Source organism: Kitasatospora sp. NPDC048662 (assembly GCF_055587065.1).
Map to the genome: position 1 here is coordinate 363,763 of NZ_JBVJHA010000004.1, position 25,166 is coordinate 388,928.

At 73.6% G+C, this 25,166-nt stretch carries 25 protein-coding genes; 10 read left to right on the forward strand and 15 right to left on the reverse strand.

Features of this window, described 5'->3' with window-relative positions; translation table 11 throughout:
* Window positions 1-107: 107 nt before the first annotated feature.
* Both ACZ6R9_RS14950 and sigJ read right to left on the reverse strand, forming a co-directional pair.
* Window positions 108-2,159, reverse strand: coding sequence for an MMPL family transporter (locus ACZ6R9_RS14950; protein WP_465538447.1), 2,052 nt, complete (start codon window positions 2,157-2,159; stop codon window positions 108-110).
* Window positions 2,156-3,106: an RNA polymerase sigma factor SigJ gene (sigJ, locus tag ACZ6R9_RS14955; protein ID WP_465538448.1), complete on the reverse strand. Its 951-nt coding sequence runs from the start codon at window positions 3,104-3,106 to the stop codon at window positions 2,156-2,158. The genes ACZ6R9_RS14950 and sigJ overlap by 4 nt, the downstream gene beginning before the upstream one ends.
* A 270-nt stretch (window positions 3,107-3,376) precedes the next feature.
* On the opposite strand from sigJ, the gene ACZ6R9_RS14960 reads away from it, so the two are divergent.
* The 3 genes from ACZ6R9_RS14960 to ACZ6R9_RS14970 all read left to right on the forward strand — a co-directional run bounded on the left by ACZ6R9_RS14960 (window position 3,377) and on the right by ACZ6R9_RS14970 (window position 6,723).
* Window positions 3,377-5,635 (forward strand): hypothetical protein, encoded by a 2,259-nt coding sequence (locus ACZ6R9_RS14960; protein WP_465538449.1) that lies wholly within the window; start codon window positions 3,377-3,379, stop codon window positions 5,633-5,635.
* 335 nt (window positions 5,636-5,970) lie between these two features.
* Complete coding sequence (locus ACZ6R9_RS14965) at window positions 5,971-6,228, forward strand: hypothetical protein (RefSeq protein ID WP_380478007.1); 258 nt, start codon at window positions 5,971-5,973, stop codon at window positions 6,226-6,228.
* Window positions 6,229-6,231: 3 nt separating this feature from the next.
* On the forward strand, window positions 6,232-6,723 hold the full coding sequence (locus tag ACZ6R9_RS14970; RefSeq protein WP_465538450.1) for an acyl-CoA thioesterase: 492 nt from the start codon (window positions 6,232-6,234) through the stop codon (window positions 6,721-6,723).
* 300 nt (window positions 6,724-7,023) lie between these two features.
* Here the strand turns inward: ACZ6R9_RS14970 and ACZ6R9_RS14975 are convergent, their stop codons facing one another.
* From ACZ6R9_RS14975 to ACZ6R9_RS14990, 4 genes are all read right to left on the reverse strand, one after another.
* Window positions 7,024-8,400, reverse strand: a complete 1,377-nt coding sequence (locus tag ACZ6R9_RS14975) for a hypothetical protein (RefSeq protein ID WP_465538451.1) — start codon at window positions 8,398-8,400, stop codon at window positions 7,024-7,026.
* A 161-nt stretch (window positions 8,401-8,561) separates the two neighbouring features.
* The gene (locus ACZ6R9_RS14980) at window positions 8,562-9,029 is read right to left on the reverse strand and encodes an SsgA family sporulation/cell division regulator (protein ID WP_380478004.1); all 468 of its coding nucleotides are present in this window, start codon (window positions 9,027-9,029) and stop codon (window positions 8,562-8,564) included.
* Window positions 9,026-9,193: a hypothetical protein gene (locus ACZ6R9_RS14985; RefSeq protein WP_380478003.1), complete on the reverse strand. Its 168-nt coding sequence runs from the start codon at window positions 9,191-9,193 to the stop codon at window positions 9,026-9,028. The genes ACZ6R9_RS14980 and ACZ6R9_RS14985 overlap by 4 nt, the downstream gene beginning before the upstream one ends.
* Window positions 9,194-9,323: 130 nt before the next feature.
* Window positions 9,324-10,427 (reverse strand): hypothetical protein, encoded by a 1,104-nt coding sequence (locus tag ACZ6R9_RS14990; protein WP_380478002.1) that lies wholly within the window; start codon window positions 10,425-10,427, stop codon window positions 9,324-9,326.
* 213 nt (window positions 10,428-10,640) lie between these two features.
* Between ACZ6R9_RS14990 and ACZ6R9_RS14995 the strand changes: the two genes are divergently transcribed.
* Window positions 10,641-11,342: a DUF4241 domain-containing protein gene (locus tag ACZ6R9_RS14995; RefSeq protein WP_380478001.1), complete on the forward strand. Its 702-nt coding sequence runs from the start codon at window positions 10,641-10,643 to the stop codon at window positions 11,340-11,342.
* 91 nt (window positions 11,343-11,433) lie between these two features.
* Here the strand turns inward: ACZ6R9_RS14995 and ACZ6R9_RS15000 are convergent, their stop codons facing one another.
* Both ACZ6R9_RS15000 and ACZ6R9_RS15005 read right to left on the reverse strand, forming a co-directional pair.
* Window positions 11,434-12,066, reverse strand: a complete 633-nt coding sequence (locus tag ACZ6R9_RS15000) for a DJ-1/PfpI family protein (RefSeq protein WP_465538452.1) — start codon at window positions 12,064-12,066, stop codon at window positions 11,434-11,436.
* Window positions 12,063-13,034, reverse strand: a complete 972-nt coding sequence (locus tag ACZ6R9_RS15005; protein ID WP_465538453.1) for a GlxA family transcriptional regulator — start codon at window positions 13,032-13,034, stop codon at window positions 12,063-12,065. Before ACZ6R9_RS15005 ends, ACZ6R9_RS15000 begins: the two co-directional genes overlap by 4 nt.
* A gap of 96 nt (window positions 13,035-13,130) precedes the next feature.
* Between ACZ6R9_RS15005 and ACZ6R9_RS15010 the strand changes: the two genes are divergently transcribed.
* Complete coding sequence (locus ACZ6R9_RS15010; RefSeq protein WP_465538454.1) at window positions 13,131-13,850, forward strand: MerR family transcriptional regulator; 720 nt, start codon at window positions 13,131-13,133, stop codon at window positions 13,848-13,850.
* Here the strand turns inward: ACZ6R9_RS15010 and ACZ6R9_RS15015 are convergent.
* The gene (locus ACZ6R9_RS15015) at window positions 13,823-14,857 is read right to left on the reverse strand and encodes a hypothetical protein (RefSeq protein WP_465538455.1); all 1,035 of its coding nucleotides are present in this window, start codon (window positions 14,855-14,857) and stop codon (window positions 13,823-13,825) included. The two genes, ACZ6R9_RS15010 and ACZ6R9_RS15015, sit on opposite strands and share 28 nt — an antisense overlap.
* Before the next feature lie 137 nt (window positions 14,858-14,994).
* Here ACZ6R9_RS15015 and ACZ6R9_RS15020 point away from each other — a divergent pair, with 137 nt between their 5' ends.
* Together ACZ6R9_RS15020 and ACZ6R9_RS15025 are read left to right on the forward strand one after the other, a co-directional pair.
* Window positions 14,995-15,579 (forward strand): TetR/AcrR family transcriptional regulator, encoded by a 585-nt coding sequence (locus tag ACZ6R9_RS15020; RefSeq protein ID WP_380477996.1) that lies wholly within the window; start codon window positions 14,995-14,997, stop codon window positions 15,577-15,579.
* 16 nt (window positions 15,580-15,595) lie between these two features.
* Entirely contained in the window at window positions 15,596-15,742 is a 147-nt protein-coding gene (locus tag ACZ6R9_RS15025; protein WP_380477995.1) for a hypothetical protein, read from the forward strand.
* A 55-nt stretch (window positions 15,743-15,797) separates the two neighbouring features.
* On the opposite strand, the gene ACZ6R9_RS15030 is transcribed toward ACZ6R9_RS15025, so the two are convergent.
* The 5 genes from ACZ6R9_RS15030 to ACZ6R9_RS15050 all read right to left on the reverse strand — a co-directional run bounded on the left by ACZ6R9_RS15030 (window position 15,798) and on the right by ACZ6R9_RS15050 (window position 21,692).
* Window positions 15,798-18,374 (reverse strand): collagenase, encoded by a 2,577-nt coding sequence (locus ACZ6R9_RS15030; RefSeq protein ID WP_465538456.1) that lies wholly within the window; start codon window positions 18,372-18,374, stop codon window positions 15,798-15,800.
* A 156-nt stretch (window positions 18,375-18,530) separates the two neighbouring features.
* Window positions 18,531-19,460 carry a LysR family transcriptional regulator gene (locus ACZ6R9_RS15035; RefSeq protein ID WP_380477993.1) on the reverse strand — a complete coding sequence of 310 codons (930 nt, stop codon included), beginning with the start codon at window positions 19,458-19,460 and terminating at the stop codon, window positions 18,531-18,533.
* A 301-nt stretch (window positions 19,461-19,761) separates the two neighbouring features.
* Complete coding sequence (locus tag ACZ6R9_RS15040; protein ID WP_465538457.1) at window positions 19,762-20,268, reverse strand: GNAT family N-acetyltransferase; 507 nt, start codon at window positions 20,266-20,268, stop codon at window positions 19,762-19,764.
* Window positions 20,269-20,334: 66 nt separating this feature from the next.
* Complete coding sequence (locus ACZ6R9_RS15045; RefSeq protein WP_380477991.1) at window positions 20,335-21,084, reverse strand: PIG-L deacetylase family protein; 750 nt, start codon at window positions 21,082-21,084, stop codon at window positions 20,335-20,337.
* Between the two features lie 89 nt (window positions 21,085-21,173).
* Window positions 21,174-21,692, reverse strand: coding sequence for a hypothetical protein (locus ACZ6R9_RS15050; RefSeq protein WP_465538458.1), 519 nt, complete (start codon window positions 21,690-21,692; stop codon window positions 21,174-21,176).
* 220 nt (window positions 21,693-21,912) lie between these two features.
* Here ACZ6R9_RS15050 and ddaH point away from each other — a divergent pair, with 220 nt between their 5' ends.
* Complete coding sequence (ddaH, locus tag ACZ6R9_RS15055) at window positions 21,913-22,761, forward strand: dimethylargininase (RefSeq protein ID WP_380477989.1); 849 nt, start codon at window positions 21,913-21,915, stop codon at window positions 22,759-22,761.
* Between the two features lie 47 nt (window positions 22,762-22,808).
* Window positions 22,809-22,934 (forward strand): hypothetical protein, encoded by a 126-nt coding sequence (locus ACZ6R9_RS15060; RefSeq protein ID WP_380477988.1) that lies wholly within the window; start codon window positions 22,809-22,811, stop codon window positions 22,932-22,934.
* A gap of 6 nt (window positions 22,935-22,940) precedes the next feature.
* Here ACZ6R9_RS15060 and ACZ6R9_RS15065 read toward each other — a convergent pair whose 3' ends face one another.
* Window positions 22,941-23,525: a TetR/AcrR family transcriptional regulator gene (locus ACZ6R9_RS15065; protein ID WP_465538459.1), complete on the reverse strand. Its 585-nt coding sequence runs from the start codon at window positions 23,523-23,525 to the stop codon at window positions 22,941-22,943.
* 98 nt (window positions 23,526-23,623) lie between these two features.
* Here ACZ6R9_RS15065 and ACZ6R9_RS15070 point away from each other — a divergent pair, with 98 nt between their 5' ends.
* On the forward strand, window positions 23,624-24,628 hold the full coding sequence (locus ACZ6R9_RS15070; RefSeq protein WP_465538460.1) for a hypothetical protein: 1,005 nt from the start codon (window positions 23,624-23,626) through the stop codon (window positions 24,626-24,628).
* Window positions 24,629-25,166: the final 538 nt, after the last annotated feature.

Genomic DNA, 25,166 nt, shown 5'->3' on the forward strand with positions numbered 1-25,166 from the left:
CGGCGTCAACGGCCCCGTTCGGCGGCACCACACCCGAGGTGCGGCCGGGTGGGGCCGTTTCGAACGGGGCGTCAGGTCGCTCGTATTGATGAATCCTGCCGGGTGGTTCAGGGGTGCCGGGCGGGCCACCAGAGGCGGGGGCCGGTGTCGAGGGTGAGGGCGGTGACGAGGACGGAGCGGACGAGGAGGGTGTCGAGGAGGACGCCGAAGGCGACGGTGAAGCCGAGTTCGGCGGCGAAGACGAGCGGGAGGGAGGCCATGGCGGCGAAGGTGCCGGCGAGGACGAGGCCGGCGGAGGTGATGACGCCGCCGGTGGCGGTGAGGGCGGTGCGGGCCGCGCGGCGGGTGCCGAGGGTGCGGGCGTCCTCGCGGATGCGGGTGACCAGGAAGATGTTGTAGTCGACGCCGAGGGCGACCAGGAAGACGAAGGCGAGGAGGGGGAAGGAGGCGTCCGCCCCGGCGAAGTGGAACAGGTGGCGGAAGACCAGGGCGCAGACGCCGAGCGCCGCGCCGAAGGAGAGCACCACGGTGCCGATCAGCAGCAGCGGGGCGAGGGCCGAGCGGAGCAGGACGGCGAGGATCAGCAGCACCGTCAGCAGCACCACCGGGATGATCACGGCGTCGTCGCGGGAGGCCGCGTCCCGGGTGTCGAGGGCGATCGCGGTGGTCCCGCCGACCAGCGCGTCGGCGCCCGGCACGGCGTGCACCGCGGTGCGGGCGAGGGAGACGGTGCGCATCGCGTCCCGGCCGGACGGGTCGGCGGAGAGTTCCGCGGTGAACAGAGCCTGCGGGCCGGTGAGCGGGGGCTGGTGCACGGCCCGGACGCCCGGCACGGAGGTGAGCGCCGTGCGGACGGCGTCGGCGGCCTCGGACCGGGCCACCACGTACAGCGGGTCGCCCGCGCCGGCCGGGAAGTGGGCCGCCTGGATCTGCTTGCCGACGGCGGTCTGCGGGCGGCCGGTGAACTGTTCGGTGTCGGCGAGGCCGTCCGCGCGCAGCGCGAAGCAGCCGGCGGCGAGGGCGCCGAGGGCCAGGGAGGTGCCGATCCAGATGGTGCGCGGGCGCCGGGCGATCGCGTCGCCCAGGCGGGTCCAGGCCCGGCCGCCCTCCGGTGCGGCGGCGCCGTACTCGGGGCGGCGCGGCCAGAACGCCCGCCGCCCGCAGGCCACCAGCAGCGCGGGCATCAGCGTCAGCATGGCGAGCCAGCCGACCAGGACGCCGATCGCGCAGGCCGGCCCCATGCCGCGGGTGGAGTTGAGCTCGGCCAGGACCAGCAGCAGGAGCCCGGCCGCGACGGTCGCCGCCGAGGCGGTGATCGCCGGGGCGCAGCGGCGCAGCGCCCGCGCCATCGCCTCGTGCGGGTCCTGGTGGCCCGCCAGTTCCTCCCGGTAGCGGGCGATCAGCAGCAGCGCGTAGTCGGTGGCCGCGCCGAACACCAGCACCACCAGGATGAACCCGGTCTGTTTGTTGACGACCAGCCCGGCGTACCGGGCCAGCACGAACACCAGCGCCTGGGCGAGCGCCAGCGCCCCGCCGACGGTGACCAGCGACAGCAGCGGCAGCCACGGACTGCGGTAGGTGAGCAGCAGGATCAGCACCACCACGACGGCCGTGATCGTGGTCAGGCCGCCGCCCGCGCCGAACGCCTTGATCGAGTCGGAGGCGTACCCGGCCGGCCCGGTGACGTGGAAGCCCAGGCCGTCGGCGTGCGCGGTGCCGATCGCGGTCAGCGCGTCCACGGTGCGCCCCAGGCCCTCCCAGCCGTCCTGCCCCTTGTGCAGCTGGACGACGGTCTGCAGCGCCTGCCCGTCCGGCGAGGCCACCGGCCCCTGCACGGTGCCGACCACCGCCTCGACGGAGGCGAACGCCGCCGCGTCGGACTGTGCTTTGGTCAGATCAGCGGGTGTGATGCCGGTCTGACGGTCGTACAGGACGATCGCCGGGACGGTGTCCGCCGCCCCGAGCGCCGCGGCCCGCTGCACCACGGCGGTGGACTCCGCCCCGCCCGGCAGCCACGCCGCGTTGTCGTTCTGCTCCACCTCGCCGAGGCGCCCCGCCGGCAGCAGCGCGGGCACCAGCAGCACCGCCCACAGCGCCAGCACCACCCACTTGCCGCGCCGGCCTGCGGGCACCGTCAGCCACGACCTCAGCCGGTTCACGCCAGACCGCCCAGCTTGTCGGGGTTGGACACCGCGTAGATGCCGGAGATCCGGTCGCCGTCCGGCACCAGGTCCAGCACCAGCACCGCGAACGCCCGGCCGAACGCCGAAAGCGCCACCGCCGGAGCGCCGTTGACGCTCCGCCAGTCGGCCACCAGCCCGCGACCGGCGGACTTCGACGCCAGCGCCGCCAGCAGCCGCGCCACCTTGGCCCGGCCGGTGAGCGGACGCAGCCCCCCGGGCGCCTTCCCGCCGCCGTCGCCCCACAGCGTCACCTCCGGCGACAGCAACTCCAGCAGCGCCGCCAGATCCCCGCCCAGCGCCGCCGCCAGGAAACGTTCCGTCACCTGCCGCCGCACCGCCGGCTCCGGCTCGTACCGGGGCCGCCTGGCCTGCACGTGATCCCGCGCCCGCTTCGTCAACTGCCGCACCGCCGCCGGGCTGCGCCCCAGGATCCCGGCGATCTCCGCGCCGCTGTACCCGAACACCTCGTGCAGCACGAACGCGCTGCGCTCCAGCGGCGACAGCGTCTCCAGCACCACCAGCAACGCCAAGGACACCGCCTCGGCGCGCTCCGCCTCCGCCGGCCCGTCCCCGACCGCGGCCCCCGGCTCCGCCAACGGGCCCACCAGCGGCTCCGGCAGCCACGGCCCCACGTAGGTCTCGCGCCGCCGGCTCACCGCCGCCTGCTGCGCCAGCGCCCGGTTCACCGCCACCCGCACCAAGTACGCCTTCGGGTGCTCCACCGGCCCCGCCGTCCCGTCCGCGCGCCGCGCCGCCCAGGCCAGCCAGGTGTCCTGCAGCACGTCCTCGGTGTCGGCGACGCTGCCGAGCAGGTTGTAGACCAGGGAGAACAGCAACTCCCGGTGCTCCGCGTACTCGCGTGTGGCCTCGTCGGAGGCCGCCGCCGTCGCCCGCTCCGCCTGCCCCGTCCGGTCCCCGGTCATCCTGGGTGTTCCTCTCAGTCGATCGTGTTGCAGGTGAGAGCGCTCCCGGCGGGCGAAAAGTGACATGGCGGGCGGGCGGTGTGAGCCGGCTCACAGAGCGGCTCCGGGCCGCCCGCACGGCTCGAACGGACGTACCCGCACCTCCAGTAGGCTGACCGCCGCCGGAGATGTACGGGGGACGAGCCGGGCCGGGCGCGACAGCCGGGCCGTGCGCACCGCCCCGTGGAGGGGGCCGGCGCACGGGGACGGACACGAAGGACAGCGCACACAATGAACGGCACAGCGGTGGACAGTGGCACGCAGGGGCAGGGCGACAACCTCTGGCGGTACCGACTGGACGAGGGCGTGGACCCGGCCGGGCGGGTCCCCGTCCATGCGGTGCAGGGCAGTTGGCCACCCGGCGCGGACGCCGCGTACCGGCCGCACCCGCGTCACCGCCGCCCGCTCGCCGACCCCGTCCCGGCCGACGCCACGCCGCCCGGCCTGCCCCCGCTCGGGGCCGGGCGCCGGCCCGCCGGGCGCGCCCTGCTGTCCTGGCTGGAGGACACCCGGGGCCCGCGCCTGTGCCGGGTGGCCGGGGCGTCCGGCAGCGGCCGCACCCACCTGCTGACCTGGCTGGCCGCCGCCTGCCCGCCCGACCACCCCCGGCCCGGGCGACGCGTCCACGCGCTGCTGGACGTCGAGGGGCTGACGGTCCGTTCGGCCACCGCCCGGCTCGCCGACCTGCTCGGCCTCACCGCCGGCACCCCCGCCGACCTGCTCGAAGCGCTCCAGGACGGCACTCCGCGCACCATCGTGGTCACCGACCTCGACCGGGCCGGCGGACCCGCGCTGCCCGGCACCCCCGAACGGATCGCCGCCGAACTGCTCGCCCCGCTGCTGTCCGTCCCCTGGCTGCTGCTGGTCGTCGAGGCCGACCACGGGCCCGCCGCCGACCGGCTCACCGCCGTCGCCCCCGGCGGCGCCGTCCTCGACCTCGACCAGCCGCAGTGGACCGACCCCGCGCAGTACGGCGCCTGGTGCGCCCGCCTGACCGGCCACCAGGTCGATCCCGCCACCACCCACCCCAGCCCGGGACTCGCCCAGCTCGCCGCCCGCACCCCCGGCGCCGTCCTCGACCCGGCCCGAACGCCCGCCGAACGCGCCACCGCCCTCGCCGACACCTGGTGGACCGCGCTGCCCGAGGCCGAACGCGGCGCCCTGACCGCCCTGTCCACCGCCGACGGGCCGCTCAGCACCGAACTGTGGGCTTCCCTCCCCGGCGCGGGCGGCGAACAGGTCGTCAAGTCCGCCGCCGACCTGCTGCCCCCGCCGCCGATGGCCGACCGCTGGCGGCTGCGCCCCGACGAGGTCGCCGACCGGGTCGCCGCCGACCGCCCGCCCGTCGACCACCCCGCCATGATGTGGGAGGTGGCCGGTGGCATCCCCGTCCGCGCCGACGGCGGACCCGACCTCGCCGCCAGCGACCCCGAACGCCTCGCGCTGCTGCTGCGGCACGCCTCCGCCGCCGACCCGGCCTCGCCGATGCTGGACGAGCTCGACCTGCTGCTGCACGCCGAACCCGCCACCGTCACCGCCGCGTTCCAGCGCGCCGAGGACGCCGGCACCCCCGCCACCGCCCTCGCCGAGGCCTGGCGGCTGGCCGCACCCGACCGGGCCGCACTCGCCCGCCCCGCCGAGCGGGCCGCCGTCCTGCACGCCTGGCTCACCGGCCGCGACGACACCTCCGCCGCGTACTGCGCCGAACTCGCCGCCGCCCGCTGGCACACCGTCTGGAACCGCCCCGCCGCCGCGGCCGGCGGCCCGTGCATGACCGCGCTCGGCATCGGCCCGCGGACCGGCTCACTGCTGCTGCTCGACGGCGCCGCCCTGCACCTCGCCGACCCGGCGACCGGCGAACTCTCCTTGCCCGGCGCCCCGTTGGCCGAACCGCACCCGCGCGCCCTGACCGCCACCGCGTTCGGCGGCGCCCTGCTGCTCGACGCCTCCGGCACCCTTGGCTCGATCACCCTGGACGGCGCGGTCGGCGCACCGCCCGGCGCCCTCGAAACGCTCGGCCCCTGCACGGCCGTCGCGGGCCACCACGACGCCCTCGTCCTCGGCCACCCCGACGGCTCCACCAGCCACAACACCCTGTCCACCGGCGTCACCCGCCGCCCCGAAACCCCGCTGCACGACGGCCCCGTCACCGCGCTCGGCGTCACCGACGCGGACGGCGGCACCCTGGTGGTCAGCGGCGGCGAGGACGGCCGGGTCTGGACCTGGATGCCCGGCCGCCCCCCACTGCCCGCCCCCGTCGATCAGCGCCCCCACCCCGTCACCGCCACCGCCCTCGGCGCCACCCCCGCCGGCCTCCTCCTCGCCGCCGCCTGGTCCGACGGCCTGCTGCGCCTGCGCCGCTGGGGCGAGCGCCACCGCGGCGCCGACATCCGGCTGGGCGCCCCCATCCGCTCCCTCGCCGTCACCCCGGACGGTCTGGTGATCGCCGCCCTCCCGGAGGCCGTCCTCGCCCTCACGCTGGTGGGCTGAGTTCCCGCCGGCGGAAGGCGTCCTGGCTGGTCATGTGATCACCCTATGGTCGTGCGTTTTGGATCATTCCCGGGTGTCGATCGCGCCCTCTGGGTTGGTGTACGTACGGTTCAGGAGGTCGGCCACCGCTGAAACAGGCTCGGGTGGAGGGCTGTGTTGAAAGAGTCCGGGAACGCAGCGATCTTCAACCAAACACAGGGAGCCCCACCATGTCCGGCTGCGGGGGGACCGAGTTTGATCACCGGAAGGACCTTCGGCGTCAACGGATCCGCCTGTCCTTCCCCTCGGCGGATGAGGCCCTACACGAATCAAGTCCGACAGGAAAAGAGGAACCGATGACTGACTACCGTGGCGGGGTCGATCAGGTGGAGAAGGAGTGTGCGGCCCTCGCGGGCCTGCCCGCGTCCCAGCGGCTCACCGAACTCGAACGGCTCTGCCGACGGACGGAGAAGATTCTCGGCCTCGCCGTCCTGGACACCGCGAGCGAGGTCTACGAGCAGGGCGACGACGCCGCGCTGCGCCGTTCCCCGTACGCCTACGGCTACCTGCGCCGCACTCTCGGCTTCGGGACCGAACACCGAACGGACGGCTGACCGTTGTACACCTACCTGTGCCGGACCCGCTGGGGCGACATGGACGCCTTCGGGCACATCAACAACCTGAAGGTGCTGCAGTACGTGCAGGAGGCCGTCTACTGCCTGCTGTACGACGAGAGCGAGGGCCAGCAGCTGTTCGAGGACGGCTTCATGATCGCCCGCCATGAGATCGACTACCGTTCGCCGCTCTACCACTGCCCCACCCCACTGCCCGTGCAGATCTGGGTGGAACGTCTCGGTACGGCGTCCATCGCCACCACCTGCGAGGCGCGCCGCGACGGCGAGCTGGCCTTCGAGGCCCGGACGGTCACGGTGCCGACCGACGCCGGAACCGGCCGCAGCCGGCCGCTGCGCGACGCGGAACGCCGACACCTGAACCGCTACCGGGTCCGCCCCATCGGCCCGCTCTCCACCGTCGCCCCCGTCGGCCGCGTCCCCGTCCCGGCCACCGCCCGCCTCCGGGTCCCCGCCATGGGCGGACGGGCCTCCTGAGAACGCCCGGGGGAGGAAATGGAAGAACCCTTTCTGCCCCCCGGGTCACGACGAAGCGGGCCGGCCCCGGGCAACCCCACCCGGGGCCGGACCGGCCTCAGCAGCGCGTGTCGCGGCCGCCCACCGGCGTGCGGGCCTCAACGCCTTCGTCCGGCGGAGGGGGCGGAGGGGGCGGAGCGGGCGGAGCGGACGGAGGCGCGTCGGCCGGGGCAGGTGGCGGGGACAGCAGCGGGTAGTACGCGGGATCGTTCATGCCCCATGGATCACCCACCCGGCCCGGGGCGGTTCCCAGGGCTCGCGCTAACCACCCAGGCGGGCGAACCGGCCCTCCAGACGGGAGAGTTGCAGCGCGGTGGCCGGAGAGCGCAGCACGTCGTGCCGCTCGCGGAAGCTCGTGTACGCCCGCCGGGCCTGGTGAATGTTCCCGGCGTCCAGCTCCAGGTGAGCGAGCTGGAGCAACGACACCCCGATGGTCCGGTGCTCGCCCGCCGGGCGGGCCCGCAGCGAGGCCCGCAGGTAGGACAGCGACAACTCGGTGGCCCGCAACGACCGGTGGACCTGCGCCGCCTGGTACAGCAGCGCCGGCTCCGGGTACCGGTGCGGGCCGCCCTCCGCCGCCGACCGGGACGCCCACTGCTGGGCCGCGTCCAGCACCCGCAGCGCCTCCTCGGACTGCCGCAGCCGGGCCGCCGCCACCGCCTGCTGCGCCAGGACGAACGCCCGCACCCCCGGCGCCGCGTCCGGCGGCAGGTGCTCGGCCGCCGCCTCCGCCAGCCGGGACGCGTACGCCTGATGGCCCAGCGCCCCCGCCTGGGTGCTCTGGTCGCGCAGCGCCATCGCCTGCGCCTGGCCGTCCTGCGCCTCCGCCGCCAGCCGGTACGCGAACCGGTAGTGCCGCTGCGCCTCCCCGTGCCGGTTGTCGTCGGTGTACGTCCGTCCCACCAGGCGCACCAACTGGGAGGCGGCGACCAGGAGTTCACGGTGCCGCAGGTCGCCTGCGGAGCTGGTCAGCCAGGGCAGGACGTGGTCGCGCAGGTACCCGAGCAGCGGGCTGCGGGCGATCGCGCCGCCGTACCCGTCGTAGTGCCGCGCCCCGAACGCCGTCATCTCCCGCACCGCCTCGACCTGCCGCGCCCCCACCCGCTCGGGGCCGGAGCGGCGCAGCACCGGCGCGAGCCGGGTCGGCGGGACGGCGGCAACGGGCGGGACGGCGGCAACGGGCGGGACGGCGGGGACGGGCGGGGCGGAGGGCGCGGACGGGGGAGAGGTGCGGGGGGCGGGCAGCAGGCGGATTCGGAACAGCGGAGGATGAAACGTTTCGTCCGAGGCCTCCCCGAAGTGCGGCCGGGCGTGCAGCCGGCGCAGCCCCGCAAGCGCGTCGGCCGGCTCCGTCTCGGCGTCCTCACCGGTCGCGGGACCGGCCGGGCGGAGCCCCAGCTCCGCCCGGGACACCGGCCGTCCCAGCCGCCGGGCGAACGCCTCCTCCAGCAGTTGCGGCCCCGGATGCCGGGGCTGCGTGCCCGACAGCCAGTGCGCCACCGTCGTCCGGTCGTAGCCGACGCTGAACCCGCTCTCCCGGGCCACCTTCTGCAGCGCCGCCGCCAGGGCGGGCCCGTTCCACCCGGCCTCCGCCATGCGGGTGCGCAGCGCGAGATTCGGTCCACGGACGTGCGGCATCGACAACTCCTTGGGCGGACCGCCGAGAGGCCGGCCCCCGGATCAACGGTCGGCGTCGGCGGCGAGAACCGGCATGCGACAAACGCCCCCTGTTCAACGCGCGGAAGCGGAAATCGGTGCGGCGCACCAGCCGTTCGGTGACGACGCCCGGTGCGCCGGGCTCACTCGGGGCGGGCCGGGCGGTCGGTCAGCAGGTCGCGGAGCAGGGTGGCGATGTCCAGGTGGTGGTGTTCCGTTCCCGGGGGGACGACCTGGTGGGAGCGGCGGAGGAAGTCGCGGACCGGGGCGGAGGGGGTGTGCAGGACGGCGGTGTGGCCGGGGGTGGTGAGGGCGATGGCCAGCAGCTGGGGGTCGGTGGGGGAGCGGCGGACCGTGACGTCGCCGAGGCCGGCGCGGCCGTTCAGGCCCTCGGCGAGGAGTTCGCGGCCGAACAGCCAGGTGATGGGCTCCTCGAGGTCGGCGTGGCAGTCCAGGTGCACGGCGTACGGGTCGGTGCGGTAGTAGCGCAGGCGGGCCGGGACGCGGACGCGCAGGCCCGGGCAGGGGCGCACGGTGACGTTCAGCAGCAGGACGCAGTCCGGGTCGTCGGCGGGTCGGAGCCAGGTGCTCGGCGTGTTCCGGTGGTTCACCGGGTCTCCCTCGGGTGGACGGACTCGGGCGGGGTGGCGCTTTCGGGTGTGGTGGTGCCTTCGGGCGCGGCCTCGGTGGCGAAGCGGGGCGGGGTGATCAGGCGGGACCACTCCGGGTCGCTGCGGCCGGGCGCGGTGCGGCCGGACCGGTGCCAGAGGGCCACCAGCCCGGTGTGGATCGGGGCGTGCTGAATCGTTTCGTCACGAACGCCCGTCGGGGCCAGGGGATCGGCACTCACGTTCGGGCATAACGACCGAACCCGGGGGCGGTAACGGCACTTGCCGTGCCTGTGTTCAGCCCGTGGGGGTGTGGGTCGCGGCGACGGCGCGGGCGTGGTCGAAGGCGCGGACGGGGTGCGGGGTGGAGGTCCAGGGGTGGGCGCCGCACCAGGGGCCGAGCCGGCGGAACTGCTCCAGTGCGAGGGCCGGTTGGCGGGAGACCAGCGCGAAGTGCGCCAACAGGTGCCGCAGCAGTGGGAGTTGGTCGTTCGTCGGCGGGGCGGCGTCCAGCGCCGAGGCCACCGCGGGCAGCAACTCGCGCAGCCGGCCCGCGTCCGGCAGACCGTACAGGCCGTGCCGCTGCTCCAGTTCGGTCAGTGCCTGGAGGTACAGCCCGGGCAGCGCGGAGCCGGGCGGGGCGGTGCGGACGGCGTGTTCGGCGAAGCGCAGCATCTGCGCGTCGCTGCCGTGCCACTTGGCGCACCAGTACTGCATGGCCTGCCAGTGCCCGCCCACGTGGTGCGGTGCGCGCGCCGTCAACTCCTGCCACAGCGCCCGGAACCGGCGGTGGCTGAGCGGGACGCCGCGGGCCGTGGTGACCAGTACCGCCCATGGGCCGGGGTCGCGCGGGTCCAGCGCGGCGGCCTCCCGGGCGGCCGCGTTCGCCTCGGCCAGCCGCGCCTTGAAGGCGGTCAGGTGCTCGGCCGGGACCTGGCGCGCGAGCGCGCTGCCGCGCACCTCCCAGGCCCGCTGCACCAGCAGCCGGGCGTGCACGGTGGTGGCCGCGCACGCCTCGGTGCCCGATTCGCGCCACGCGGTGAGCCACTCGTCGCGCTCGGCCGCCACCCGGGTCAGGAAGTCCAGCCGGGACCACCGCTCGTCCCAGTCCTCCCCGGCCGCCGCCACGTACGCCGCGGCCGCCCGCCAGCCACCGGCCAGGCAGGAGTCGGCCAGTGCCTCCAGTTCCTTGCGCCGCAGCAGCGGCAGCGGCGGCCCCGCGCGCCCCGGGTCCAGCTCCGCGCTCGGCACCAGCCCGTACTGCTTCGGATCGAAGCCGTCGGGGGTGGGGGCCACCGGGGGTTGCACGGGTGCCGGCGCCGGTACGGTGCCGCCGCTCCAGCGCCGACGGGTCAGCAGCGAGAGCACCAGGGCGATACCGAACAGCAGCACGGGGGTCATGCCCAGAATGATCTCCCACCCGATGCGGTGCCCGGCACCCGCACGCCCCCTCGGACCGGCCGCCGGACCGCCCGGCGACCCGGACCGGGCCCTGGCGGATCGTCAACGGCCGGGCGGTTTCCGGCCAGGGGCGGGTGGGGCGCTACCGTGGGGGCCGCGCGCGGGTGGTGTTCGTCCGATGATCTGTCCGGAACGCCCGTCCGCATCCGGTCCGTGAACGACGAGTGCGACGAGAGCGAGCCCCTGATGCCCCTTGCGGCCCCCGATGTGGCGCGACTGTTCACTCCGGGCAGCCAGTACGACTGCGGGCACGACCGCACGGCCACCGTGGTCGCGCTGCCCGAAGCGGTGCTGGCGCTGCCCACCGGGCGGCTGGTGGCGTGCGACCCGGTGATCGGCCTGGTGGACGAGAACGAGCCGTTCCTCGCCGTGGCGCCGCCGGGCAGCTACCCCGTCGCGCTCGCCGTGGTCGAGGTGCGCAACGCGTACGGCCCCGGCTCCTCGGACACCCGGATCGCCGCCGCCCTGCTGCGGGTCGGCGACCGCCCGGCGGTGCGGTGGGAGCTGGCGCTGAGCGAAGGGCAGGACGAGAAACGGCTCGGCCGGGGCGACTTCTTCGGGTACGGCGTGGACGCGGGCACCGGCTGCTTCCTGGACGCGTCCGCCGTCGGCCCGATCGGCGAACTGGTCGAACAGGACGCCGACCCGGTCATCGACGCCATCCACGACGCCCACCTCCGCCCGGCCACCGTCACCGACCCCGCGAGCGGCCACAGCATGGTGGCGTTCACCACCGGCTGGGGCGACGGCCACTACCCGACCTGGGTGGGCCGGGACGCCGCCGGCCAAGTCACCGGCTTCGTCAGCGAGTTCTTCGTCGTCCCGCAACCCGGGCGCGGCCCCGTCGAGGGGTGACCGGGCCCGGGCTGCGGGGTCTCGGCGCGGGACGGACCGGCTCGGGACGGTCCGGCTCGACTCGGGACGGGACTGCGTGGCCCGGCTCGGCTCAGCTCGGGACGGCGAACTGGGCGCGCACGGCCTCGACCACGGCGGGCGGGGCGGTCCTGGTGGAGCCGGCGGTGTACGGCGGCTGCGGGTCGTACTCGGTCAGCAGCTGGATGCCCTGGGCGGTCTCGGCGCCGTGGATCCGGCCCACCAGGTGCAGGCCCAGGTCGATGCCGGACGAGACGCCCGCCGCGGTCGCGTACTTGCCGTCGAACACCACCCGCTCCTCGACCGGCTCGGCGCCGAACGCGGCCAGCGCCTTCGGCAGGAACCAGTGGGTGGTGGCGCGGCGGCCGGTGAGCAGCCCGGCGGCGGCCAGCAGGACCGAGCCGGAGCAGACCGAGGTGGTCCAGGTGGTGGTGGCGTCGATGGCGCGCAGCCAGTCGAGCACCTCGGGTCGTTCCTGCTGCGCGATCGAGCCCGGTCCGCCCGGGACGAGCAGCAGGTCGGCGGAGGTGACTTCGTCCAGGGCGGCGTCGGCGGTGAGCGCGAGGCTGCCCAGGTCGGCGCGGACCGGCCCGCGCCGGTCGGCGGTGAACACCACTTCGGCGCCGGGCATCCGGGCCAGGATCTCGTACGGGCCGACGGCGTCCAGTGCGGTGAAGCGGTCGTAGAGCAGGACGGCGATCTTCATCGGGTGCCTCTCCGTGGTGGGCCGGCGTTCCGTCGAGGTGTGGTGCGGAAGCGGCGGCGGTAGTCGAGCGGGCTGACGGACAGTGTGCGGGCGAAGGCGCGGCGCATGGCCTCCGGGTTGCGGTAGCCGCTGCGGCGGGCGACCTGTTCGATGCCGTCGTCGCTGTCCTCCAGCAGGCGGCGGGCCACCTCCAGCCGCACACCGTCCACGTAGCGGCCGGGGGTGATGCCGGTCTCGGCGGCGAACACGCGGGCGAACTGGCGCGGCGACAGTGCGGCGCGGCGGGCCAGGGCCTCGACGGACAGGTCGGCGTCGGGGTGTTCGGTGATCCAGCGCTGCACCTCGCGCAGCGGCTGCCGGACGGCGAGTTGGGCGGCCAGCTGGGTGGAGAACTGGGCCTGGCCGCCCGGGCGGCGCAGGAACATCACCAGGTGCCGGGCGATGCGGAGGGCGAGTTCGCGGCCGAGGTCCTCCTCGACCAGGGCGAGCGCCAGGTCGATGCCGGCCGTGACCCCGGCGGAGGTGGCCACCCGCCCGTCCCGGACGTGGATCGGATCGGGTTCGACGGTGACGTCCGGGAAGCGCCGGGCCAGCGACTCGCTGTGCGCCCAGTGCGTGGTGGCCCGGCGCCCGGCCAGCAGCCCCGCCTCGGCGAGCATGAACGCGCCCGTGCAGACGGACGCGATGCGCTCCGCCTTGTCGGCCAACTCGCCGATCCTGCTGACGAGTTCGGGCGCTGGGTGCCGGGTGCCCGGGCCGCCGGGGACGATCAGCGTGTGCGGGGCGGCCGCGCGCGCGAGGTCCTCGTCGGGCAGCAGGCACAGCCCGCTGCCCGTCCGCACCGGGAGCCCGCCGGGCGAGGCGGTGCGGATCCGATAGCCGGCCGCCGCGAGCACTTCCAGCGGGCCGGTGACATCGAGGCTCTGCACCCCGTCGAAGAGCACGAAGAGCACGCTGCGATCGGCCATGTCCCCACCCTCGCAGCGGCTCCCGGCGGCAGCAATGACGGATACCCCACCTTTTCTGCCATCACCCCACGGCTGTGGTCCGGATCCCGGTTGAGGTTGACCTCGGGTCAGGGCTCCGGCTACCGGCGGTGCGGCTCCGGCGAGTTGCTGCAACTGGTGCAGGTGCGGATGCCGGCCGGCGCGGGCGTGCCGCTGGCCGAGACCGGGTCGATGCTCGACGCGGCGGCCGCGCAGTTCGGCGCCGCGCTCGCCGAGGTCGGGCGGCAACTCGCTGTCCACATCGACGAGTTGGGCGCCCGCCGGGACAGGCTGCACCGGCTCGCCGACGGTGACCGGACCCTGCTGCCCGACCGCGCCTGCGCCGTCCTGGAGCTGATGCGCGAACTCGGCCTCGGCCCCGGCTGCGTGGCCGCGCAACGCGAAGCCCTGGCGCCGGCCCGGGCGATGGTTCCGGAGGGCTTCGAGGGCTTCCTCGCCCAGCTCGAACACCGGCTGGGCGAACGGGAGTTCGTTCTTCTCGCCAAGCCCCGCCGGGAGGCCGAGGCCCGGGACCCGGGCGACCCGAGGACCGGGGACACTCGCGACCGCGATGGCCGACGCCACCTTGCCGACCCCGAGCTGCTGGGGGACCGGGCAAGCCTGCGGGCCTGGGCGAAGGCCTCGGCCCAGTACCGGCAGGCGTACCCATGCCGAAGTGGTGACAGGCGGCGGCCCGGCGGCGGCAATGACGGATACCCCACCTTTTCTGCCATCACCCCCCGGGTCAGGGCGGAGGCTCCTCGGGTCCGTCAGGAACGGTCGCGGTCGCGGCCGTAGGCGGCGAGGGCGTGGAAGGCGGCCTTCGGCTCCCAGGGCAGGCCGGGGTGGGTGGTGGAGGGGCGGCCGGGCGGGAGGGGGCGGACGATGCCGAAGGAGGCGCGGTCGAAGTCCCGGTCGGGGTCGTCGGAGCCGGGCAGGTGGTAGTGGGCGAAGGTCTGCACGAAGGCGGCGTCCAGGCCGGAGTCCTCGAAGACCGCGAGCAGGTCGAGCAGGTAGTCGGCCTGTTCCTGCTCGTCGCGCGCGAACGGTTCGGCGAAGCGGTCGGCGCGGCCGTGCGCGTCGAAGAGTACGGCGCGGTCGCCGCGCGCACCGAGCGCGGCGGCGCCGGTGAAGCTGCCGCAGCCGAACTCGGTGACGGCGGCGGGCCGGCCCTGGTCGGTGAGGGCGCGCAGGCCGGGGGCGAGCAGCTCGGCGTTGGTGGCGTCGCGGTAGCCCGCGTCGGTGGCGACGATGTCGAACGGGGCCCAGTCGATGCCCTCGAAGGGCAGCGAGGCGTAGCCGATCCGGCCGCCGAAGCGCGACCTCGCGGCGCTGAGGACGCGGGCCAGGAAGGCGTTCAGCGTGCGGTGCAGCTCGGGCAGCAGGACGCGGAAACGGGGCTGGTCGGCGAGCACGCCGGCGCGTTCGAGGTAGTCGGCGCCGGGCAGGAAGCCGTCCGTGAACAGGGAGATCTCGGAGCCGGTGAGCAGCACCACCTCGGCGCCGCCGGCCCGCAGCTTCTCGGCGCGCTCGGCGCAGTCCACCAGCAGGTCGAACAGCTGGGGTTGGGTGAGCCCGTTGGTGAACGGTGAGAACCAGATCTCCAGTCCGGCCTCGGCGGCGTACCGGGCGGCGGTCTCCAGCCGGTCCGGTACGGCGCCGGTGATGCGCACCGCGTCGCAGTGCAACTCCTGGCGGATCACCAGCATTTCGCGGCGAACGGTGTCGGGGTCGAAGGGTTCCCGGGTGGTGGTGTCGATGGTGCTGCGGAAGCCGGTGTCGTAGGTGATGCCGAAAACGCGCACGGCGAAGCCGTCCTCTCCTCGCGAAGTAGGGTACGGCTCGTACCTTACGGCGAATTGGGTACGGCCGGTACCTTGTTCTGGTGGGGACGTACCATGCGAACCGGGATCAGCGGCAACAGCGAGCAGGAGGTGGGCAGGTGGCAGCGACCAGGCGGCGCGGCGCCGAACTCGAGGACGCCATCCTCACCGCCGCCGGCGAACTCCTGCTCGAACACGGCGTGGCCGGACTCACCATGGACGAGGTCGCCCGCCGGGCCGGCACCAACAAGAACGCCCTGTACCGGCGTTGGCCCCACCGCACCGCACTCGGAATCGCCGCCTACCGCAGGCTCGCCGCCGCCGAAACCCGACCGCCCGACACCGGCGCCCTCCGCGACGACGCCCTCGACCTGCTGCGCCGAGCCAACCGCACCTGGTCCTCCCCGTACGGCGAAATCCTGCGCGGCCTGCTCGCGGCCGCCGGTGGCGCGCCCGAACTCCTCGCCGAACTCCGCGACCCCGACCGCCCCGACCCACTCGACGAGGCCTGGCTGGCCGTCCTCACCCGCGCCGCGACCCGGGGCGAGGCCCCCGCCGCGGCCGTCCACCCACGCGTGGCCGCCACGCCGATGGCCCTGCTGCGCACCGAATACCTGCTGCGCGGCGTCCCGGCCGTCCCCGACGAGGTCCTGGTGGAGATCGTGGACGAGGTCTTCCTTCCGCTGGTCCGGGGCCGGGCCTGAACAACGCCCCCGCCGGGTGGGGGACGCCCGCCTGTTCGCCGTCGAGCATGCGCCCGGTGGTGCCGAACTGCGCCGCCGTCTGGCCGAGTTGAGCGCGAGCCCGGTGGAGTCGCCGGAGCTGCGGGCGGCGGCGGCGCGGCGGCTCGCGCGCGAAAGCAGCTGACGGACAGTCGCGAATGGGAGGCGGCGACTGCCCGTCAGCTGGTGGGGGGTGGGGGTCAGAACTGGGTGGCGACCGTGACGTTGGTGAAGTCGGTGGCCGCGTAGAGGCTCAGGTAGCGGTAGCCGGCCTGGGGGTTGGTGACGGTGATGGTCTGGGTGGTGCTGTTGGGAGTGGTGGAGGAGGCGGTGTAGGCGGTGGGGGAGGCCCAGGTGGCGTCGTTGTAGTACAGGTACGCGGTGCCGGTGCCGCCGCTGGTGGTGATCTTCAGGGTGCTGGTGCCGGCGGGCAGGTAGACGTACAGGTAGTCGACGTTGCCGGCGGTGCGGGTGCGGCCGGTGCGCTGGCAGTTCTGGCCCATCGCGTCGGTGCGCTGGTCGGTGCAGGTCGGCAGGGTGGTGCCGCCGCCGCTGCCGGTCTTGACGGTGACGCTCGTCGGGGTCGCGGTGGAGCGGCCGGTGGAGTCGGTGACGGTCAGGGCGACGGTGTAGGTGCCGGCCGCGGCGTAGGTGTGCGACGGGTTGCGCTCGTCGGAGGAGCTGCCGTCACCGAAGGTCCAGTGCCAGGAGACCAGCTGCGCGGGCGAGTTGGTGACCACCGAGCGGTCGGTGAGGGTCACCGTCGAGCCGTTCACCGACTGGTCGAACAGCGCGGTCGGGCCGGTGGCGAAGCACGCGCCGGCCGCGCACTGGGTCAGCCAGGCGTCGAAGTCGGCGTCGTAGGAGGTGCCGAGGCCGTTGTAGACCGCGTACCCGCCCTGGTAGTCACCGGTGCGGAAGTGGCCGAGCATGTTGGTGACGTCCGCCGGGTGCTTCTCCATCATGTAGCGGACGGCGAGGTAGCCCCACGGGTAGACCCGGGTGGAGTCGGCGTTGTAGTAGGTGTTCTGGAAGATCGTGCTCAGCTTGTAGGTGTGCTTGGCGGCCTCGGACATCGCCTGGGTGTCCGTCACCCCCCGGTAGCCGTACGACTCGTACTCGGCGACGCCCTCGATCCACCAGATGTCCGGGACGGACGTCTCGGTCTTGAAGTTGCCCTTCATGTCGTAGATGTTGTCGAGGTAGTGCGTGTACTCGTGGTTGAGGTTCCACACGTTGCCCGGGAAGTCGTCGTTCCACGACTTCTGGTACATGATCGCCACCGGCTTGTTGTTCGGGTCGGTGGGGTCCATCAGGGTGACGCCGCCGTTGTCGGTGGAGTTGTTCCAGATCGCCCACGAGTAGGTCTGGTAGTCGGCCGCGCTGGCGAACACCGGCAGGTCAAGGGTGGAGCCGTACTGGCCCGGGATCGGGCCGTTGTCCTTGACCAGGTTGTGGAAGTACGCGTCCTCGCCGCGCAGGCTCTCGCACACCGGACCCAGCTGGGCCACCGTCAGGGCCTGGGCGCGCAGCGTCTTGTTGTCGCAGACCAGGACGTTCGGCAGGACGGCGTTGATCAGCTTGTTGGGCAGGTCGCAGATGCCGAAGGTCGAACACTGGGTGCGGTTGAACTCGTTGGACTGGAAGGCCGTGTGCACGTACAGCGGGCCGCTCGCGCCGACGATCGGCGTCGAGTCGAGGATCTGCTTGATCAGCGGCCGGGTCGCCGCCTCGACGGTGGAGCTGTCGCCGGACATCCGGGCCAGGTCGTTGCCCGCGTTGACCTCAAGGAAGGAATTCGCCGTTCCCAGCAGGTCCTTGTGGTTCGTGATGAAGCTGCCGAGGGTGGAGACCAGGGAGGTGTCGGCGTTCAGCGCGTTGACGAAGTCGGTGTTCCAGTTGCCGCGCCACAGCGGGGCGAACAGCACCGCGTTCACCGCGTTCACCATCTTCGGGTACGCGTTGTAGCTGTTGCTGTAGCCGCTCAGCACCTGCTTGTACGTGCCCAGGTAGTTCGCCTGCACGTTGGCGCTGTCGGTGAGCACCAGCACGTCGTACAGCACGATGCCGTTGGCGTCCGAGACGTCCTTCCAGTGCTGCCCCGCGAGGAACGTGTCCAGGCCCGCCTTGGTGGCGGCGGTCAGCGTCGAGTCGTAGTTGCCGACCGAGTCCGCGTTGTACGACTGGACGTAGTAGCCGGCCCGCAGGAACTGCACCAGCTGAAGGATGTTGGCGCTGTTGGTGCCGTCGTACGTCGCCGCCAGGTCCTTGAAGGCGCTCGCGACGGTCAGCATGTTCGCCTGCTTGAAGATCGCGCCCGCGTCGCTGCCCGTCACGTTGTACAGCGTGCCGAGGCAGCTCGTGGTCGATCCCTTGACGAACGCCACCAGGTCGGCGCCGGAGCGGCTGCCGAAGTCGCCGGGGGTGCAGGTCTGCGCGGCGAGGCCCGCCGCCTTGTTCTGGGTGGCCGGCTGCTTCGCCTGGGGGCGGGGCGTGGTCTGGACGGTGGTGCCGGCCGGCTGACCCATCACCACCTGGCCGAGCAGCGCCGGGGGCAGCGGGGCCGAGACCGGGGCGGGGGCCTCCGTGGCGGCCGCGACGATCGGGCCGAGCGGCTTGGGGGCGGCGCTGCGGTCGCTGCCGGCGGCGGACGTGGCCGGGGCGGCGGCCTTCGACTGTCCGCCGGTCGCCGCGAAGGCCGGGGCGGGCAACAGAGTGGCCGCCGTGGCGCAACCGGCCAACAGGCCGGCCGCCAGTGCGGGGAGGGATATGCGCACTGATTCTCCTGTGGGGGCTGGGGAGATGGGGGGAGTGCATGCATCGTGGCACTGGGGCAGGGGTCAGAACAATGTCACAGGTCATATGACATTGCACTGCGGTGGCATAACACCGAAGTGCTGTTCTTGGTCTCCCGCCGGTCGCGGGCGGTGTCCTCAGGTGCGCGGCGGACGGAAGGTCCGGCTTGCCCAGCTGTGCAAGTGCGGTGCCCCGGCGGCGAGTTCGCGGTACGCGGCGGTGGCCGCACCGAACAGGGTGTCGGCGAGCGCCGGACCGAGCGTGGCGCGGCGCCACAGCAGGACGTACCGCAACCACAGTGGCGCACCGAGCAGCGGCTTGATCACCACACCCGGGGCGGGCGGCGTACTGGCCGGGACCAGGGTCGCACCCAGCCCCGCCGCCACCAGGTCCTGTATCTCCCGCTGCCCGAACGGAAGGTGGCGGACCGTTGTGGGTGGCAGCGCCGCCGATTCGCAGGCCGCCCGGACCACCGCCGGCCATGCGGTGCCGTCGGCGGCGGGCAGCAACCAGGTCTCGCCGGCCAGATCGCCGAGCGCGGGCTCGGCGTGATGCCGGATCGGGTGGCCGGCCGGCAGCGCGACGAACACCGGCTCGGTGGCGAGAACGCGCGCCGCGAACGTCGGGGTGGGGCGCAGGCCGGAGTCGGGGTGGTCGAGGGCCAGCGCGAAATCGAACGGCTCCTGCGGGCCGGCGGTGAGCGAGAACCGGAGCTCCGGGCGGAGCTGCCGGGTCCGGGCCAGCGTCCCCGGCAACAGCGCCGGACAGTCCGCGGCCACCCGCAACTCGCGGTGCGGCCGCTCACCGTTGGCGGCGACGGCGTCCCCCAGGCGGTCCACCCGCGAGAGCACCTCGCGGGCGGCGGCGAGAACCTCCGCCCCGAAAGTGGTCGGCACCACACCAGTTGCCGTCCGCTCGAACACCACGGCGCCCAAGTGCCGCTCGATTCTTCGCAGCTGAGTACTCGTGGCAGGCTGGGACGCGCCGATGGCCGCGGCCGCCCGCCCGACGCTGCCGGTGTCGGCGATCGCGCAGAGCACCCGCAAGTGCCGCAGCTCCAGGTCCATGGCCCGGCCTTTCCTTGCGAGTGGGTCAGTACTATTTCACACGCAACATGTCAGATGGTGCCGCCACCTTCGCTTCTGGTCGTTGCCACGTCAAGCCCCGGGCGAGCGAGGGGGCTGGGGTTCTGCTGTGCGGGTGGGGAAGATGGTGTGTCAAGGTCGGGGCCGGCGTGGGGACTTGGGGGCGTGGGTGGCCGGGCCGGGTGCCGCTGCTGCGGGTCGGCGGCGAGGGCGGGCCGGGTGCCACGTCGAGCCTCGGATCATCCGATCACAGGCTCGCGCCGGTGCTGAACCCGGTCGGGGCTCAGGGCGACGTGGGCGGGCTGAAGGAGATCCAGGTGTCGGGCGGCAGATCCGGACGGCCCGGGACGGGGCGGTGCTGTTCGGTCCAGGCGGGGCCGGCGAGCCGGGTGGCGACGCGGCGCCAGAAGTGGACTGCGGTGGGGTTGGTGTCCTGGAAGGCGACTTTCCACGGGCCCGGGTGTCTGGCGACGATCTCCTGGACGGCGCGCAGTCCGATGCCCGAGCGCCGTGCGCCGCGGGCCACGAAGAAGCTGTTCAGGACGCGGGTGGGGCCGGTCAGGCCGCGGACGAAGGCGAAAGCGGCCGGGGCGTTGCCGGTGGTCGTGACGAGGTACGCGGCCCAGCCCGGGTCGGTGAGAGCCTGGTGGAGGCGCTCGTCGCGGAAGGTGCCGTCGGGGTTCGGGAGGAGGCCGTCGAACTCCGACATGTCGTGGCTGAACATCAGCCAGAGGCGTTCCAGGACGGGCCGGTCGGCGGTGGTGGCGAGGCGGACGGTCAGGTCTGACACGGGACTCCTTGGAGGGATGGGCGCCGCATGTCGACTCTCTAGCAGACGGGGTCGTTGGCCTGCCACTCAATTGGCCACGGGTACAGGCGCGTTGGGGAGCGGATGGGGCTGGTACCACTCGGTCCGCACCAGGCGGGCGCGGACGGACGGCGGGGCGGCGGCGAGGCGGCCAGGAAGGGCGCCGCGCAGCACCTCGGAGCGGTGGGCGAAGACGGCGGCGAGTTTGCGGGGGAGCCACGGGGTGACGTCGAGGGCCTCGACCGTGGCGTCCGGGACGCTGTAGGCGGTGCGGCCGGGGCGCAGCAACAGGGCGCCCAACTCCCGGGCGGCGCTGTGCGGGTGGGTGGCCAGCAGGAGCCGGCGGACCGGCCAGGGGGCGCCCAGTTCGGGGTGGAGGCCGGGGAGGGCCGCCGCGTGGACGGCGAGGACGGTGAGGCGGTGGGTGTGCTGGTGATCGGGGTGGCCCGTCATGCCGCCGTACGCGTCGTGGGTGACCACCCACTCGGGGCGGAGCTCCCGTAGGTGGGCGACGAGTTGGGCCACGGCCTCGTCCAGCGGGGCATCGAGCAGCCGAGCCCGCCCGGGCGCCGAGTCCGGAACCTTGGCGTCCGCGTAGCCCAGCAGCCGGGGCGGCCCCGCCCCCAACTCGTCGAGCGCCCGGGCCAGTTCGGGAATCCGGTGGGTGCCCTCCGCCCACGTCGCGGTGACCACGGCCGTCCGGGCCCCGGCCGCCGCGTGCCGGGCGAGCAGGCCGCCGGCGGAGAGGGATTCGTCGTCCGGGTGTGCGAACACACCGAGCACGCTGGGGAGTTCCATGCCGCACCGCCTTCGACCTGCGGAAGTTCCGTTTCCCCGCAGGGTTTCCGGTTCGTGCACCGGCGAAACGGCGGCGCGCTCGTGGCGGCTCAGAGCTGTTTGGTCCAGCGGTTCTGCTTTCCCTCGATCGGCTGGTGGACGAAACCGTAGCGACTCATTGACTTCGCGCCGGCCGGGGTCCCCATGTTCGAGACGACGTACCGGAATCCCGCGTCGCGCATGGTCTGGAAGCCCATCTCCACGATCCTGTCCACGAGTTGGCGCCGTGCGGCCCGTTCCATACCCGGTACGACGAAGATCCAGCCCGCGTCGCACTCGGTCGCGTCCGTCGTCCGTGCGGTCGGGATGCAGAACCACCCGCCGACCACGGCTTCGCGGGTACCGAGCGCGAGCACGTGTTTCATGCCGGGGCCGAGCTTCCCGTCGACGCCCGCACGTGTGAAGGCCACTGGGTTGTCCGTGGTGTAGCCCGCGTCGTTGAAGACGGAGTCCGCGAAGGCGCTGTTCAGCGCCGACAGCACATCGTCCCATCGGGATTTCATGAATTCGGCGTCCGCCAGCACGATCCTGGTGCGCTCGGTCCCATCCGGGTTTTCAGCGTCCAACACGGTCGAACTCCTTGCTGAGGGGGGTCGCGAATGGGGGCTCCGCTCATGGCACCCTGTCCTTCGGGGCGCGGGGAGGAAACGGGACTTCGGAGTAGTCACCTGATCGCCATGGGATCGTCCACCAACAGCCCTTCGGGGGCGAAGTGTTCCGCGGGCGCTGATACGTTCCGGTCGGGGATAGCCGAGACGGTGCAGATCGGCCGTCGCAGAGGAGAACACTGTGTCCGTTGGCGTTGACCAGGCCGGATCTGTGCGGCCGAGCGGTCGGACGGCCACCCCGCGCCGGCTGCTGATGTGCCGGCCGCAGCATTTCGACGTGGCGTACTCCATCAACCCGTGGATGCACCCGGAGCGGCCGGTCGACGGCGCGCTGGCCCTGCACCAGTGGGAGCGGCTGCGCGAGGTGTACCTCTCGCTCGGTCACACCGTCGAGGTGATCGAGCCGATTCCCGGCCTGTTGGACATGGTCTTCGCCGCCAACGGCGCCACCGTGGTCGACGGGAAGGTGCTCGGGGCCCGGTTCCGGCACGTCGAGCGCACCGCCGAGGGGCCGGCGTACCTGGACTGGTTCATCCGGCAGGGCTACCGGGACGTGCTGTGGCCCGAGTTCATCAACGAGGGCGAGGGCGACTACCTGCCCGTCGGGCGTCGCATCCTGGCCGGTACGGGCTTCCGCACCGACCAGCGGTCGCACTACGAGGCCCAGGAGTTCTTCGGCCTGCCGGTCACCTCGCTGACCCTGGTCAACCCGGAGCACTACCACCTGGACACCGCGCTCGCGGCCCTCTCCGACACCGAGATCATGTACTACCCGGCCGCGTTCACTCCCGGCAGCCGCTCCGTCCTGGAGCACCTGTTCCCGGATGCGATCCATGCCGATGCCCGGGACGCCGCCGCGTTCGGCCTCAACGCCTTCTCCGACGGCTACAACGTCGTCCTCCCGCAGGCCGCCACTGGTCTCGCCGAGCGCCTGCGGGAACACGGCTTCAACCCGATCGGCGCCGACACCACCGAACTCCTCAAGGCCGGCGGCGCCGTGAAGTGCTGCACCCTCGAACTGCGGCCGTAGCGGCGGAGATCCTCGGGCGGACCGGGCGGACCGGGCGGACCGGGCGGGTGCGGTACCTGCCCGCCCAACTGTCGGTCACCGCCGCCGCCCTGCTGGGTCTGAGCACCGTCCTGGTCACCATCTGGCCCGCGGTGCGCCGGGGCCCGGTCGCCGGGACGGGCGCGCGGGAGTAGCGGGACTCAGGAGTGCTGCGGGCAGCGGCAGAGAGCGTCGAAGAAGGTGGTGACGGCCGCCGCGAGCTCGCTGACGAGGGCGTGTGGCGGGTGGCCGGCGAGCAGGCGGCGGCGGAGCTCGCGGTGGGTGGCGCGGTGGGCGCCGACGAGGGCACCGGCCAGCAGAAACGCGGTGGGGGACGGGGGAAGGGCGGCCGCGAGGGCGGTCTCGGCGTGGTCGGCGATCTCGCGTTCGCGGGCGCGCAGCGCGGGGCTGGCCTCGATGGTGCGGAAGAAGGTCGCGGAGCCGGGGGTGAGGTCGGCGCGCTCCAAGGCGGTGCGCAGCTCGTCGCGGAGGGCGGCCACGGGGCAGGTGCCGGGCGGGCGCTCGCGGACCACGGTGGCCAGGTGCTGTTCGACCTCGTGCTGACGGTCGAAGAACAGGTCCTCCTTGGTGGCGAAGTAGTTGAAGACCGTGTTGGTGGAGACGCCCACGTGCCGGGCGATCTCGGCGACGGTGACCTGGTCGAAGCCGTGTTCGAGGAAGAGTGGCAGCGCGGCGTCCGCGATGGCGGTCCGGGTCTGCTGCTTCTTGGTCTCACGAAGGCCCATGCGCCCCATGCTAGGGAACCCCGCGCCGGGCACCTCCCCGAATGGTAGTGTCACTGAAAAATTGGTGTCACACCAAAAATATCGGCCCGGGGGGTCAAGTGGACGACAGGCAGCGGCAGTTCAGGTTCGGTATCTACCCGGGGGCGCTGCTCGGTGACGAACGGGGGATCGTGCACCCGGTCAGCCCGGACGACCCGCGGCGGGTGGCCGAGGCGCTCGACGAACTGCAGGGCGCGGAGGGGGAGTTCCTGGTCCGGGTGTACCGGTCCTTCGCGTCCACCGTTACCGCGCCCGGGCAGACCCCGGACGGCTGGGAGGCATACCTGGGGCGGCCCGGACGAAGGGTCGATCTGGTGCTGCAGTTCCGCGAGCCGACCGGCAGCCGGGACGGGTGGGAGCGGTACGTGCGCGGGCAGGTGCGCGAACTCGGGGCGCGGCTCGGCTCGGTGCAGATCTGCGAGGAGCCCAACGCGGACCTGTCCGTGCTGGACGGCAGCGTCCCGGGGGTGCGGGAGGCGTTGGTGGCGGGCGTGGTCGCGGCGAAGGAGGAGGTGCGCTCGCTCGGTCTGTCCGCCGAGGTCGGCTTCAACGCGGTGCCGTCCTTCGGCCCGGCCGGGCTGTTCTGGGACGCGCTGGGCGAACTCGCCGACCGGCGCTTCCTGGACGCGCTCGACTACGTGGGGCTGGACTTCTTCCCGGACGTGTTCAGGCCCGTCCCGGCGGAGCGGCTGGTGGACGGGGTGGCCTGGGTACTGCACGGCTTCCGGCACACCGATCTGCCCAAGGCGGGCATCCCGGCCGAGGTGCCGGTCCGGATCTGTGAGAACGGCTGGCCCACCGGGCCCGGGCGGTCGGAGCAGGCGCAGTCCCGGGCGCTGGAGACGGTGGTCCGGGCGGTCGCCGGGCAGGCGGCCGCGCTGAACATCGACGGGTACACGCTGTTCGCGCTGCGCGACGCCGACAGCCGGGGCGAGAGCCTGTTCCACGGGTTCGGCCTGCTGCGCGACGACCACACCCGCAAGGCGGCGTTCGAGACCTACCGCCGGCTGATCGCCGAACTCGGACCGGTGCTGCGGGGCGGTGAGCAGGGGGCCGGTCGGTAAGTGAGGCCGTGTCAAGAGTCGGTAAGGAAAAGCGGAGCCGGTCGTTCTGGGCGATTCCTGGACGCTTCGGGTTGATTCCGACTGTTGATGTGCGGTTTTTGAGAAGTTTCGACAGGGGCCATGCCCTGGGCGGGGAGGGGAGCGCTAGACTCCGGATCGGCTCGGCCGGCGGCCCTGACGGATGGTTCGCGGGCCGGTCCGGCGCCGGGTGGGGCTTCAGTTCCGGTGCTGAGGCGGGCAGTTCGCGCGGCGCCGGATCCGGCCTGCGGTGAAGAGCCGCCGAGCAGTGGGGTGTTGACCTCCGAGCGGCTCATCGTGCCTGTTCGGAGCGGGTGTTGGGACACCATGGGCGGTGCCGCGCGGGCGCGGGACCGCCTCGGCTTTTTGGCCCGTTATACGGTGATACTAAGATCCATCCGTCAGAGTCCTCATCAGATTCGACCAGTTCTGAACGACTGGCGTCGTCTCCAAGGAGAATGTCCTGCGCACGCGCGCCTCTCGGCGGATCAAGGGCCGGCTGTCGCTCCGAGCGACCCTG